Here is a 14,535-nt window from a genome sequence, read left to right as displayed (position 1 = left end):
GCTATGAAAAAAATTATTATATTGATTGGAATGGAAAAGGTCCATATATAATAGAAAATTCTAGTTTTATGGATTATCATCCAAGTAAGAATACATATAATTAAAATAAAGAGTAGTTTAATAATAAAGTCGGCTAAGGTCGACTTTATTATTGAAACTTCAATAAATTGGCAATATAATATAAAGGGTATTGAAGATACTATTTAGTGATAGGTAATATGATAAGGTTTTGTTTAGATTTAAGAATAAAGTTTGTATAAATAAAGAGTTAGTTAACATAATATTTAAATATATAATAAGGTAGTATTAAGTTATAAAGAAAGGATTGTTAAGTTTGAAGCCTTTTGATAAGAGCTATGTTTTAGAGAAGATAAATGAATATAATAATAAAATAAATAAAAATAAAATTGGTGACTATGAAATAAAATCAAGAGATGGATTACAGGGAATAGTTCAAGGATATTTATATAAAAAAGAAGATGAGTATGATATAGAAATACTTGAGTTACATGGTCCTAATCATATTTGGATGAGGTTAACACCGTTAGAGATACAAGCTTCCTATTTTGCTATAAGTATGGCAAGGGGAAAAGTAGGGGTTGTAGGATTAGGTCTTGGATACGTAGTAGAAGAGATGGCTAAAAAGCCGGAAGTAGAAGAAGTAGTAGTTTATGAAATCAGCCAAGAAGTAATAGAGTTATATTATAGAAATTTTCCTAAAAATCCAAAGATAAAAGTAGTCTGTTGTGATGCTTTTGAAACAGAAAGTAGAAAGTTTGATTTCTTCTATGCGGATATTTATGAGTATAAGATAACATCACAAATAGTTGAAGATTATAAAAAGTTTAATGAACTTCATGATATTGAAGAATATAGTTTTTTTGGAATGGAACATTTTTTATTAAGTTGTAGTTATACAGAAATAGTATGGGTTTATATACCTGAAAACTGGATGGAATCAAGTAGAAAGGCTTTTGAATTAATACAAGAATCTAATCTTTTAGAATACTATGAAAAATTAGATGAAAAGCTAGTATCTCAAGTATTAGAAGAATTCAAAAGTGTACTAAATGACATTTAATGTAAGCGCCTCCGGGGTCAATCCAATATTTGGATTGACCCCGGAGGTAGCTCCATTTATTTACAAAAAAAATTTTGATTTTATGTTTAAGATTTGAAGAAAGTGGCAATATTACTAATATCCCCTAATAATTTAAATATATATTTTACTAAAAAAAGTGCAGGTTCTCCCCCTATGCACTTTTTTTATTATAGTTTTATAAATTAATAAAAAAGAGAAATAAATATATTGACTTATTTACATAAAATGGAAATAATATATTTATAAGATATTTTAGGAACTAGTATATTGAGTTTGTTTGGGGTATGGGTTATGAAGTGCGCTGTAATAGATATAAGAGGAAATAGAAGAGAAAGGTTAGGAAGATTTTTAATTGCTATATATATATTAAATATTGTAGAGTTAATATTTACAAAGTTTTTATTATGGAAAGTACCAAAGTTATTTAATAATGTGAGTAAATTTTTAAATCCTTTAATATATGGATTAGAACCATATTTTCTTAAAATAGGATTAATGGCATTAATATTAATTTATTGGTATTGGAGAAGTGAAAAATCTAATATTACTCAAATAAAGAGATCAATATTAGTTGGACAGATATTAATTGGGGCATATGTTTTAATGAATGTAATTCATTTGGTGAATTTAGTAATATATCTAAAATGATATACTAGTAGTTACTTGATATGTTAATTAGAAATAATATGTAAAAGAAGTAAGCTAGCATTTTAGGCTAGCTTTTTCATGTATAGAACATAATTTAAGGATAGGTCAAAATATAATATTACAGAAATTATAAGATAATGGAACTATAGAATAGAAGGTTTTTTATTATTTCAAATTAAGTTTTGAAAATGGAATTATATCTTTAGGGGGAATATCATGCTTTCCAATAGATTTTTCCATCCATATCATATCAATCCATTGTCCGAATTTATATCCACATTTAGTAAAATGAGCAACAGTTTTGTATCCAAACTTTTTATGAAAGTTTTCGCTTTTTTCATTGGGATAAGTAATACAGGCATTTACGTTAATTATATTTTGAAGTTTAAGATATTTTTCAAGTTCATTATATAGTAAAGTACCAATACCACTTTTTAAGGTGTCATTTTGTACATAAATTGATGTTTCAACAGACCAATCATAAGCACGTCTACCTTTAAAAGCACTTGCATAAGCATATCCATAAATTTTATTATCTTCTTCAGCAATAATATAAGGATATTTTACTAAAGTGTTTTTAATTCTATTTTCAAATTCTTCTAATGTTGGCGTATCATATTCAAAGGTTATAGTTGTGTTTTCTACATAGTATTTATATATGTTAATAAGCTCTTTTGCATCTTCAGGTCTTGCAACTCTAATATTCATTACTAATCCTCCAATTTTTATATAATATAATTTAAAATTAACAGATTTTAAGTTATATTTCCAGTTATTTAAAGATGATTAATATATGAACGAATATTAATAAGTTAATTTTATTTATAGAAAATAGTGATTTTATTAAATTAAGGGAGCAAGGTTCAATTGGTTAATGGTAGTAGAGTAGTTAAAGTTATTAGAAGACTATAAAGAGTAGAGAATAGAATGCTTTGAATGTATTGATGAATTAGAAAGAGTAATTGAGAAGTTATTAAAATAGAGTTTATTTGTAATAATATCTTAAGAAAATTGAAAATTACTTTTAAATATTTAATGGAAGGAATTTAGAAAGTTTATACCTACAGTATTTGCAGGCTTAATATTTCACTTATTATTGAAGTTGGACAATTATTCACTATTCGCGCGACAGATGTTGATGATTTAATAATGAATACTTTAGGAACTATTTTAGGTTTTATTTTATTTAAAATACTTAGCATTATATTTAAGAAACTTTCAATAAAGCTATGTTAGAAGAGTATAATAAAAAATGTTCAATTATTAAGTATGGACCTTATTTATATATTGGAATTGCAATTATTAGTGTGTTTTTAAGTCAATAGAATAAAAAGAGACTATATCAAATATTGTGGGTGTGTAAATTAATTTGATATAGTCTCTTATTTATTTTATACTACTTTACAACTATATTAACAAGTCTTCCTTTAATAACGATAACTTTAACTATAGTTTTTCCTTCAGTAGCAGCTACAACAGCTTCATCAGCTAAAGCAGCAGCCTTAATTCCTTCTTCATCTAAATCAGAAGCAACATTGATTCTAGCTTTAATTTTACCATTAACTTGGATAGCTATTTCAATTTCATCTTTAACTAAAGCATTAGCATCATATGTTGGCCAAGCTTCATTAAATACTGAATACTTACCAGTTAATAATGACCATTGTTCTTCAGCAAAGTGAGGAGCAAATGGAGCTAAAATCTTAATAAAGCTTTCACATACAGTTTTTAAGAAGTCTAAGTTCTTAGTTTCTTCTTGAACATATTTAGATAAAGCATTGATGAATTCCATCATTCTTGCAATAGCAGTATTGAATTGCATTTTTTCACCATCTTCAGTAACACCTTTAATAGCGTTATTTAACCAGAAGTTTAATTCTTTTTCTGCTTTATCCATAGTATCTTTGTTATTTGTACCAGCTTCAATAGCTTCTCTACAGATAGTTAAGTATCTTTCAATTCTATCTACGAATCTAGCAACAGACTTAATACCATCATCACTCCAAGCTCCACCTTCAGTGTAAGCAAATCCAAACATTAAGTACATTCTAAATACATCTGCACCATATTCCTTGATGTAATCATCTGGAGATATAGTATTTCCTTTAGACTTAGACATCTTTAATCCGTCTGGTCCTAAGATAAGCCCTTGGTGAGTTAAGCTCTTGAATGGTTCATCAAAGCTTAAGTAACCCATATCTCTTAAAGCCTTAGTTATAAATCTTGCATATAATAAGTGCATACAAGCATGCTCTGGTCCACCAACATATTTGTCAACTGGAAGCATCTTATCTACTTTTTCTTTATCAAATGCTATTTTATCATTTTTATTATCTACATATCTCATTTGGTACCAAGAAGAGCAAACGAATGTATCTAAAGTATCACATTCTCTCTTAGCTGGCTTACCACAACAAGGACAAGTAGTATTAACGAATTCTTCGCATTTAGCAAGTGGTGACTTACCATCTGGAGCAAACTCAACATTGTATGGTAATTCAACAGGAAGATCTTTCTCAGGAACTGGAACAGCACCACAATCTTCACAGTATATTATTGGAATTGGAGCTCCCCAATATCTTTGTCTTGAAACTAACCAGTCTCTTAATCTGTAATTAACTTTAGCAGAACCTAAACCTTCTTTAGCTAACTTTTCAACAATAGCTTCTTTAGCTTGTTCTGTAGTTAATCCATCGAATTCACCAGAGTTAACTAAAACACCGTATTCACAGTATGGTAATTCAACTTCCTCACCTTTTTTACTAGTTATAACTTGGTCTATTGGTAAGTTAAACTTAGTTGCAAAAGCATAATCTCTTTCATCATGAGCTGGAACAGCCATAACAGCACCAGTACCATAAGTTGCAAGAACATAATCTCCAACCCAAACTGGAACTTCCTTACCGTTTATAGGATTTATAGCATATGAACCAGTAAATACACCAGTTTTTTCTCTTGTAAGAGATTGTCTTTCTATATCTGATTGCTTTTTAGCAGCTTCTTTATATTCTTCAACAGCAGCTTTATTTTCAGCAGTTGTTAATTCATCAACTAATGGATTTTCAGGAGCTAAAACCACATAAGTAACACCATTTAAAGTATCAACTCTTGTTGTAAATACATTAAAGTTAATATCAGAATTTTTAACTTTGAAGTTAACTTCAGCACCAGTAGATTTACCAATCCAGTGTTTTTGCATAGCAACTGTCTTTTCAGGCCAATCTAAAGTATCTAATTTTTCTAATAGCTCATCAGCATATTCAGTAATTTTAAAGAACCATTGAGTTAAATCCTTTTTAGTAACCTCAGTTGAACATCTTTCACAAGCACCATCAACAACTTGCTCATTAGCTAAAACTGTATTACAAGATGGACACCAGTTTACAGGAGCTTTCTTTCTATAAGCTAATCCATTCTTTAATAATTGTAAGAATACCCATTGAGTCCATTTATAATATTCAGGAGTACAAGTTATAACTTCATTTTCCCAGTTAAACATTGCTCCCATGGCTTTTAATTGTTCTTCCATAGTTTTTATGTTCTTTTCAGTAGAATCCCATGGATGAATTCCAGTTTTAATTGCAAAGTTTTCTGCAGGTAAACCAAAGGCATCAAATCCCATTGGTTGGAATACATTATATCCTTGCATTTTCTTTAATCTAGCCCATGAGTCAACAGGTCCGTAATTAAACCAGTGACCAGCATGTAATTGGCTTCCTGATGGGTAAGAGAACATTTCTAAAACATAAAGTTTTTCGCCCTCTGCATCTGGATTGAATTTGTAAAGTTCAGTTTCTTCCCACTTCTTTTGCCACTTTTTATCGATAGCAGTTCCGTAGTTACTCATAGTTTTGATCCTCCTTAAATATGTTGAGAACAATATCTCTAAATTGCAAAGCAATTTAAAATTTATGTAAAAAATTATCTTTCCATTTAAATAATTGTTCCCTAAATTTATAAAAATATATAAAAAAAGCCTTTCATCTCAATTAAGAGACGAAAAGCTATATTTCGCGGTACCACTCTTATTAGAATTTAGTAGTTTAGTTTAAGTGTAGTAAATATAATAACTTGCCACTTATCACTTTAAACTTGTCACTGACTAATTTCTCACTTAAATCCATAACGGGGATTCCGTACTTGCTTCTAAACAAGTAAGCTCCAAGGCAAGTTCCTATAAATGTATCACTGTTTTACAGCACCCAACAGCTCTCTTAAGACTACAAAATTATAGTACTACTCCTTTTCAAAGCAGTTAATATTTTAAATAATAATTAATTATATAGTAATTCATTAGAAGAAGTCAAGATATGTGCATATTTTGAGCTTGTATGAGAAATATTATTAAATTATGTTACTAAAATAATAGAAAAAATGAAGAGACTATAAGTTTTTATAGGAGTAGTAAATTATTATTGATATTTATAATTATATGGATATATAATTTATGAAGCTTACTCTATGCTACAAAATTAGAAAAAAATAAAAAAATTAATAGTAACTATTATATGAATACTCTAAAAATGAAGGTTTATTATAAAAATTAAATTTTAGTATTAATTAATAGCATAACTTTAGGAGTGATAATATGTCGTGTTTAGGAAATATAATTTGGTTTATATTCGGGGGTTTTTTTGGAGCCTTAGGATGGATATGTACAGGAATACTTTGGTGTATTAGTATTATAGGAATACCAGTTGGATTACAATGTTTTAAGATGGCAAGGCTTCAGTTTGCACCTTTTGGAAAAGAAGTAGTTACAATTAGCGATAGCGGAGGAAACCTAATATTAAATATATTATGGATAATATTTGGTGGACTAGAGTTATGTATTGCAAATTTATTTAGTGCATTAATTTTATGTATTACTATTATAGGAATACCTTTTGCAATGCAATCTCTAAAAATGGCCAAGTTGTCATTAATGCCATTTGGAAAAGAAATCAGATAATAAACTTTCAATAATAATCTTTATTTAAATACAAATTTAAATTTAAATATTAATCTATAAAGAATATAACATGATATTTTTGATAAAACTAAAAAAGAAAAAATATCTTACAAAGGATGGAGTGATTTTGTGGCAATATTAAATTGTTTTATAGGAGTAGCATTCATATTTCTTGTAGCATTTTTACTTTCAAATAACAAGAAAAAAATTAACTGGAGAACTGTAATAATAGGTTTCTTAATACAGTTTGCATTTGCCCTTGCTGCATTGAAGTGGAGTGTAGGAAAATATGTTTTAAGCAAAATAGCATTGGGGGTACAATCAGTAATTGATTATGCAAAGGAAGGAATAAGTTTCTTATTTGGATCATTAGCTAATGACGGAAGTATATTTGCTGTTAATGTATTGGGAGTAATTATATTTATATCAGCTGTTGTATCAGTTTTATACTATTTAGGAATTATGCAATTTGTTATAAAGATAATAGGTGGAGCTTTATCAAAGCTTTTAGGAACTTCTAAGTTAGAAACTATATCAGCCTCAGCTAATATATTTTTAGGTCAAACAGAAGCCCCTCTTTTAATTAAACCATATGTAGAGAAACTTACTGAATCTGAGTTATTTACAGTTATGGTTGGAGGACTTGCATCAGTTTCTGGATCAATATTAGTAGGATATTCATTACTTGGTATTCCAATAGAGTATTTAGTATCAGCAAGTTTTATGTCTGCACCTGCAGGACTTATAATGGCTAAAATTATAATACCAGAAATAAAGCAAGCAAAAGTAAATAATGAAATTGAAATGGTTAAAGATGATTCAGCTAATGTTGTTGATGCAGCAGCTAAAGGTGCTATAGATGGATTAGGACTAGTTCTTAATATAGCAGCAATATTATTAGCATTTGTAGCTTTAATAGCTCTAATAAATGGACTTATAGGATTTGTAGGAGGATGGTTTGGAATTTCAAACTTAAGCTTACAATCTATTTTAGGATATATATTTGCACCAGTGGCAGTTATTATAGGTGTGCCATGGGGAGAAGCTGTAACAGCAGGTTCATTAATTGGTCAAAAGATTATACTAAATGAATTTGTAGCATTTTCAAGTCTTTCTGAGATTATGTCTACATTATCAGCAAAGACAGTAGCAATAGTTACTTTTTCGTTGTGTGGATTTGCTAATATTTCATCTATAGCTATATTAATAGGTGGTATAGGGGGAATGGCACCTAGTAGAAAACCAGATATAGCTCGCTTAGGATGGAAAGCTATTATAGCTGGAACTCTTGCTAACCTTTTAAGTGCAACAATAGCAGGATTTTTATTAACAATATAATATATAAAAAATGTAAGCACCTCTGGGGAGGTTCCATATATTGGAACCTGCCCGGAGGTGCTTATATTTTATAACTTAATAAATTCTTAATAAATATGATAATTTTTTTGTAAGACTTACTTGTTAGTATATAAATATAAAGTAATTGCTATGGTATAATAATTGATTGTGAAGGGAGTGTGTTTTGAAAATGATAAAGAATAATGTTTTAGTAGTAGATGATGATAAGGAAATTGTTGATGCAATTGATATATATTTAAGAAATGAAGATATTAATGTAGTTAAGGCTTATGATGGAATAGAGGCACTAGAAGCTTTAATGGAAAATGATATACATCTTATTTTAATGGATATAATGATGCCAAATATGGATGGATTAAGAACAACTATGAAAATAAGACAGGAAAAAAATATACCTATTATTTTAATTTCTGCAAAATCTGAAGATACAGATAAAATATTAGGTCTTAATATGGGGGCAGATGATTATATAACTAAACCATTTAATCCATTAGAGCTTATAGCAAGGGTTAAGTCACAATTAAGAAGATATACTGTTTTTGGGAATTATAGTGGACAAAATAAAGAAGAAACTAAATCAATAATAAGTAGTGGTGGCCTTTCTTTAAATCAAGATACTAAAGAAGTTTTAGTTGATGGAGAGGGAATAAAGCTTACAGCAACTGAATTGGGGATATTAGAGTTATTACTTAAAAATCAAGGTAGAGTATTTTCTATAGATGAAATTTATGAAAAAGTTTGGAAGGAACCAAGTTATAATGTTGAAAATACTGTTGCGGTTCATATAAGAAGGATTAGAGAAAAAATTGAGATTAATCCTAAAGAACCTAAATATTTAAAGGTGGTGTGGGGAATTGGGTATAAAATTGAAAAATATTAATAGAGAAGAGGAAAATAAACTAGATATAAAAAAAGAAAAAAGTAATAGTAAAAGAACATTTAAGAAAAATAGTAATAAAAAATATATAATTTATATTTTAACAGTTATAGTATTAGTAACTGCAATCTTATCAGGATTAGAAGTTAAGGACAATTTAGGATACGTTATACCAGATAAAATATATACTCAAACTGAAGTAGCTGATAATATAAGTTATTATACGAGTTTAGTGGAAAAGTACTCCTTATATTATAAATCATCTACTTATACTAAGAATAAAGATAATATTACCAAAAATGATATAGAAATATGTAAGTCAGAATTGCAAGATAAAGCAAATGCGGAATATGAAGATTATAGAAATTCTAAGTATAATGATGATAGTTTTAATAATTTAACTTATGAACAACAAGAAAAAATTTTAAATGAGGAACAAGAAAAAATTAATGAAAAATATACTTTAAGTGATGAAGAAATGAATGAGTATATTTTAAATAGAAAAAGTAATAGTGCAAGTGATTTAAATAATAAAATAAAATCTTATGTTAATTTAAATTTTAGATCTTATGATAAATTAAATGATCTTTGGATTGGTGGAAATGAAATTGATCCTAGTAAAGTTAGAGCAACTAGTAGATATTTCAAAGAAATAAATATTGATTATAATGGAAATATAATAGAAAAAATATATGTTAATGGTAAAGAAATAGATAAAAATAATGCTTTAAATAGGTTTGTTGATAATTATAGTTATGGATCTAGATATATTGGTTATTCTTCCTATGAGACTACAAGTAACACTGAAAGGTCGTATTATGACTACAATAATGAAGATAAGCATAATGTAACTTTATATATATGGATGCCAAAAGAGCTTCAGTCAGGGGATGTAGTTTATGAAAGTTTTATTAATGTACAGAAGAATGTTAACAGTTTTTATTTAAGTTGTATTGTATTTGTAGTATTTTTTGTTTTATTAATTCTTTGTATATTATATTTAGCTAAATATAAGCCAAAATCGGAATTATTAGAAGGTATAGTAAATAAACTTAAAGTTTATCCTATTGAATATAAAATAGGAGTAGCAATATTAGCTTGGATAATATGGAATATGGGGCCACATATATATTATAATTCAAGTAATTATATAAGAAGATTAAATGTAAGCTCAATAATTTGGGTAACTATAGTAGTTGTTGTTTATTATTTCTTAATTAGAATAATAATTATTAACTATAATGAAGGAACACTATTTAAGAATAATATTACAATTAAAGTTTGGAATTATTTAAGTGATGTAATGAATAGAGGGTCTATAATAAGAACTTTTTCAATAATGATAGCCTTATATATATCAATGGGATTAGTATTATTTCTATTATCAGCAATGCTAAATATATGGCCAATTGGAATAATGGCTGGAATAATATTAACAATTATATATATAGTAATATTAATTAAGAATTTAGTTTATTTAGATAAAATAATGATTGGAGCTAAGGCTGCAGCAGAAGGAAAGCTAAATTATAAGATTGAAGAAAAGAAAAAAGGACATCTTAGAGAGTTAGCACATGATATAAATAATATAAAAGAAGGTTTAAGAAAGTCTGTTGAAAATGAGATGAAGAGTGAGAATATGAAAACTGAGCTTATAACTAATGTATCTCATGATTTAAAGACTCCATTAACTTCAATTATTAATTATATTGATTTATTAAAGAGAGAAAATATAGAACCAGAAAATGCTAGAGATTATGTAAGTATATTGGATAAAAAGTCCCAAAGACTTAAGATATTGATAGAAGATTTATTTGAAGCATCTAAAGCTGCTAGTGGAGCAATGGAACTTAATATTACTAGAATAGATATTGGGCAATTATTAAAACAAGCTTTAGGTGAAAATGATGAGAGATTCAAAGATAGTAAACTAGAAGTAAAATTAAATATTCCTAATGATAAAGTATTTATAAATGGGGATGGAAAAAGATTATATAGAGTATTTGAAAATCTTCTTTCTAATATTGTTAAATACTCTTTAAGTAATACAAGAGTATATATTGATATGTTCAAGGAGAACGAGGAAGTAATTATAGTAATGAAGAATATATCGGCTTATGAATTAAGTTTTGATACAAATGAAATAACTAATAGATTTAAACGTGGAGATGCATCAAGAAGTACAGAAGGATCTGGATTAGGTCTTGCTATTGCTAAAAGTATAATTGAACTTCATAATGGAAGCTTTAAAATTGAGGCTGATGGTGACTTATTTAAATCTATTATAAAGTTGAAATAAATGATAAATAAATGAGAGCTGTATTTATAATAGTACAGCTCTTTAATTATATATATTTTATCAATTGATAATCAATATCCAATACAACATGGACAAATATAGGAATTGTGCTAACTGAGAGGTATTATCAATTAGAAAAAAATTTTAAAAAAATTTAAAAAAGACTTGTAATTAATAATAATTATTATATAATAATAGATGTAAGGTGATTCGAAGTAATCACAAAACAAAGAGTAAAACACAAAAGTAAATAAATAAGAAGTTAATAAAATGAAATATATAATAAAAGGATTTTAGGAGGAATAAATTTATGAAAAAATTTGTATGTACAGTATGTGGATATGTTCATGAAGGAGAAACTGCACCAGCAGAATGTCCATTATGCCATGTTGGAGCTGATAAGTTCGTAGAACAAGCAGGAGAATTAGTATTTGCTGATGAGCACAGAATAGGAGTTGCTCAAGGTGTAGATGAAAGAGTAATCGAAGGATTAAGAGCTAACTTTGTTGGAGAATGTACAGAAGTAGGTATGTACTTAGCAATGTCAAGACAAGCAGATAGAGAAGGATTCCCAGAAGTTGCTGAAGCTTACAAGAGAATAGCTATCGAAGAAGCAGAACACGCTGCAAAATTTGCTGAATTATTAGGAGAAGTAGTTGTTGCTGATACAAAAGCTAACTTAGAAGCTAGAGTAGCTGCAGAGCACGGAGCAACTCAAGGTAAGAAAGATTTAGCTACATTAGCTAAGCAATTAAACTTAGATGCAATCCATGACACAGTTCATGAAATGTGTAAAGATGAAGCTAGACACGGAAAAGCTTTCGAAGGATTATTAAAGAGATACTTTGCTTAATAAATTTTAAAAAACTACAAAAGTATAGAATGCTTGTACTTTTGTAGTATATAGTTTAAAATAAATAAGAAAATAAATGAAGGATATGAAATTTTAGGAGGAAGTAAAATTATGAAGAAGTTTGTATGTACAGTATGTGGATATGTTCATGAAGGAGAAACTGCACCAGCAGAATGTCCATTATGCCATGTTGGAGCTGATAAGTTCGTAGAACAAGCAGGAGAATTAGTATTTGCTGATGAGCACAGAATAGGAGTTGCTCAAGGTGTAGATGAAAGAGTAATCGAAGGATTAAGAGCTAACTTTGTTGGAGAATGTACAGAAGTAGGTATGTACTTAGCAATGTCAAGACAAGCAGATAGAGAAGGATTCCCAGAAGTTGCTGAAGCTTACAAGAGAATAGCTATCGAAGAAGCAGAACACGCTGCAAAATTTGCTGAATTATTAGGAGAAGTAGTTGTTGCTGATACAAAAGCTAACTTAGAAGCTAGAGTAGCTGCAGAGCACGGAGCAACTCAAGGTAAGAAAGATTTAGCTACATTAGCTAAGCAATTAAACTTAGATGCAATCCATGACACAGTTCACGAAATGTGTAAAGATGAAGCTAGACACGGAAAAGCTTTCGAAGGATTATTAAAGAGATACTTTGCTTAATATCTAAAAATTTCTATATATACGAGGAACCATGCTTATAAGGTATGGTTCTTTTTTGTATACAGTTTAGGTAAATAGTATTAAATAGTATATTATTGATATATAATAATAAGAAGAGCTAAAGTTTGAAAGGAATTAATGATTTATGGCATATATAATATTATTATTAATGTTTTTTTTATTAAATTTATTATCTGCACTATCATTAATATTTATTGAAAGAAAAGAACCTACAACAACATGGGCTTGGCTTATAATACTAATTGCATTACCTGGTATAGGATTTATTTTATATTTATTATTAGGTCAGAATTTAAGTAGACAAAAAATATTTAGAGAAAAAAAGCTAGCTGATAAAATTAAAAGATATAAATTAAGAAATAATAGTGAACTACCACTCTCTGATAATGAAATCAATGAAAATTATGAAGATTTAATTTTGATGAACTATAACCATTCAGGTGCAATTTATACTACTGGTAATGAAGTAAAGACTTATATTAATGGGGAAGATAAGTTTAGAGATTTATTTAATGATATTAGAGAAGCAAAAAGTTTTATACATATCGAATATTATATTTTTAGATACGATGATTTAGGAAGAGCTTTGATAAGTGAACTACATGAAAAGGTTAAAGATGGTGTAGAAGTAAGATTAGTTATAGATGGTATGGGCTCAAAGAAAATTGCCAAGAAAATAATTAAGGAAATAGAATCATATGGAATAAAGATTTCTGTATTTTTCCCAGGAGTTTTACCACATATTAATATGCGTATTAATTATAGAAACCATAGAAAAATAGTTGTTATTGATGGGAAAATTGGATATGTTGGTGGATTTAATGTTGGAAATGAATATGTTAATAAGGGAAAGCAATTCAAATTTTGGAGAGATACTCATATTAGGGTTAGAGGAGAAGCTGTTAATGAGTTAAATAAGAGATTCATATTAGATTGGGATTATGCTTCAGATGAAAATATGGGTAATATGTCAATGTATTTTCCAATTCCTGAGGTAGTAGGAGATGTAGGAATTCAGATAGTATCTTCTGGACCAGATCATATGGAAGAATATATTAAAAATTCTTATATGAAAATTATAAATAGTGCCAAAAATTATGTTTATATTCAAACACCATATTTAGTACCAGATAGTCCAATGATGGAAGCATTAAAAATATCTGCTCTTTCAGGTGTAGATGTTAGAATTATAGTCCCAGGAGCTCCAGATCATTTTTTTATGGAATGGATGTTAAGTGCTAACATAGGTTTATTAATAGAATATGGGATAAAGATATATCGTTATGGTAATGGATTTATTCATTCAAAAACAATTGTTGCAGATGGAGAAGTATGTAGTATAGGAACTGCCAATCTAGATATAAGAAGCTTTAAATTGAATTTTGAGGTAAATGCATTTATTTATAATGAAGCAGTAGCTAAAGAGCAAGAAAAGATATTTTTAGATGACCAATTAAAATCTAAATTAGTTATAAAAGAGGAATATTACAAGAGATCTAAAAATTTAAAAATTAAAGAATCATTAATACGATTACTAGCACCTATTTTATAAGTAATATAAAATAAGGAAAGTTATATGTAAAAAGATTGACAATATGGTTAAATGTGGTTAGAATAAAGAAAAAGTAAATTCATAAAAATAAAAAGAGGTATATATTATGAAAGGGTTAGAAAAGAATTTAATTGCAAAATTTAATAGATTTTTTTACTTTATATTCTGGGGCTTTTATTTTAGCGCTGGCTATTTCTTTTGCAAAAATAAATATAGATA

General features: G+C 27.9%; 12 protein-coding genes and 1 other annotated feature. Of the genes, 10 read left to right on the top strand and 2 right to left on the bottom strand.

Annotation, left to right across the window (positions count from 1 at the left end):
* Nucleotides 1–334 precede the first annotated feature (334 nt).
* Both Q0G30_RS10380 and Q0G30_RS10375 read left to right on the top strand, forming a co-directional pair.
* Nucleotides 335–1,081, top strand: a complete 747-nt coding sequence (locus Q0G30_RS10380) for a hypothetical protein (RefSeq protein ID WP_294389484.1) — start codon at nucleotides 335–337, stop codon at nucleotides 1,079–1,081.
* Nucleotides 1,082–1,393: 312 nt separating this feature from the next.
* Nucleotides 1,394–1,750, top strand: coding sequence for a hypothetical protein (locus tag Q0G30_RS10375; RefSeq protein WP_294389483.1), 357 nt, complete (start codon nucleotides 1,394–1,396; stop codon nucleotides 1,748–1,750).
* Between the two features lie 165 nt (nucleotides 1,751–1,915).
* Here Q0G30_RS10375 and Q0G30_RS10370 read toward each other — a convergent pair whose 3' ends face one another.
* Complete coding sequence (locus tag Q0G30_RS10370) at nucleotides 1,916–2,458, bottom strand: GNAT family N-acetyltransferase (protein ID WP_294389481.1); 543 nt, start codon at nucleotides 2,456–2,458, stop codon at nucleotides 1,916–1,918.
* Nucleotides 2,459–2,818: 360 nt separating this feature from the next.
* Between Q0G30_RS10370 and Q0G30_RS10365 the strand changes: the two genes are divergently transcribed.
* Nucleotides 2,819–2,986 carry a VanZ family protein gene (locus Q0G30_RS10365; protein WP_366013873.1) on the top strand — a complete coding sequence of 56 codons (168 nt, stop codon included), beginning with the start codon at nucleotides 2,819–2,821 and terminating at the stop codon, nucleotides 2,984–2,986.
* 160 nt (nucleotides 2,987–3,146) lie between these two features.
* Here the strand turns inward: Q0G30_RS10365 and leuS are convergent, their stop codons facing one another.
* Nucleotides 3,147–5,597: a leucine--tRNA ligase gene (gene leuS / locus Q0G30_RS10360; RefSeq protein ID WP_294389480.1), complete on the bottom strand. Its 2,451-nt coding sequence runs from the start codon at nucleotides 5,595–5,597 to the stop codon at nucleotides 3,147–3,149.
* A gap of 142 nt (nucleotides 5,598–5,739) precedes the next feature.
* Nucleotides 5,740–6,009 (bottom strand) — a binding site (T-box leader).
* 329 nt (nucleotides 6,010–6,338) lie between these two features.
* On the opposite strand from leuS, the gene Q0G30_RS10355 reads away from it, so the two are divergent.
* The 7 genes from Q0G30_RS10355 (at nucleotide 6,339) to cls (ending at nucleotide 14,316) form a co-directional block, all read left to right on the top strand.
* The gene (locus Q0G30_RS10355; protein WP_291655994.1) at nucleotides 6,339–6,701 is read left to right on the top strand and encodes a YccF domain-containing protein; all 363 of its coding nucleotides are present in this window, start codon (nucleotides 6,339–6,341) and stop codon (nucleotides 6,699–6,701) included.
* Between the two features lie 129 nt (nucleotides 6,702–6,830).
* Nucleotides 6,831–8,039: a NupC/NupG family nucleoside CNT transporter gene (locus Q0G30_RS10350; protein ID WP_294389477.1), complete on the top strand. Its 1,209-nt coding sequence runs from the start codon at nucleotides 6,831–6,833 to the stop codon at nucleotides 8,037–8,039.
* Nucleotides 8,040–8,229: 190 nt separating this feature from the next.
* A complete protein-coding gene (locus tag Q0G30_RS10345; RefSeq protein ID WP_294389492.1) occupies nucleotides 8,230–8,940 on the top strand; it encodes a response regulator transcription factor in 711 nt (236 codons plus the stop codon).
* The gene (locus tag Q0G30_RS10340; protein ID WP_294389475.1) at nucleotides 8,915–11,236 is read left to right on the top strand and encodes a HAMP domain-containing sensor histidine kinase; all 2,322 of its coding nucleotides are present in this window, start codon (nucleotides 8,915–8,917) and stop codon (nucleotides 11,234–11,236) included. Before Q0G30_RS10345 ends, Q0G30_RS10340 begins: the two co-directional genes overlap by 26 nt.
* 310 nt (nucleotides 11,237–11,546) lie before the next feature.
* A complete protein-coding gene (locus Q0G30_RS10335; RefSeq protein ID WP_294196467.1) occupies nucleotides 11,547–12,089 on the top strand; it encodes an NADH peroxidase in 543 nt (180 codons plus the stop codon).
* Between the two features lie 111 nt (nucleotides 12,090–12,200).
* Nucleotides 12,201–12,743: an NADH peroxidase gene (locus Q0G30_RS10330; protein ID WP_294196467.1), complete on the top strand. Its 543-nt coding sequence runs from the start codon at nucleotides 12,201–12,203 to the stop codon at nucleotides 12,741–12,743.
* Between the two features lie 145 nt (nucleotides 12,744–12,888).
* Nucleotides 12,889–14,316 (top strand): cardiolipin synthase, encoded by a 1,428-nt coding sequence (gene cls / locus Q0G30_RS10325; protein ID WP_294389473.1) that lies wholly within the window; start codon nucleotides 12,889–12,891, stop codon nucleotides 14,314–14,316.
* Nucleotides 14,317–14,535: the final 219 nt, after the last annotated feature.

It is taken from the genome of uncultured Clostridium sp., from assembly GCF_934754925.1.
GTDB lineage: Bacteria > Bacillota > Clostridia > Clostridiales > Clostridiaceae > Clostridium.
Note: the sequence above shows the minus strand (reverse complement) of the source record. Positions and strands in the feature narration are given on the sequence as shown.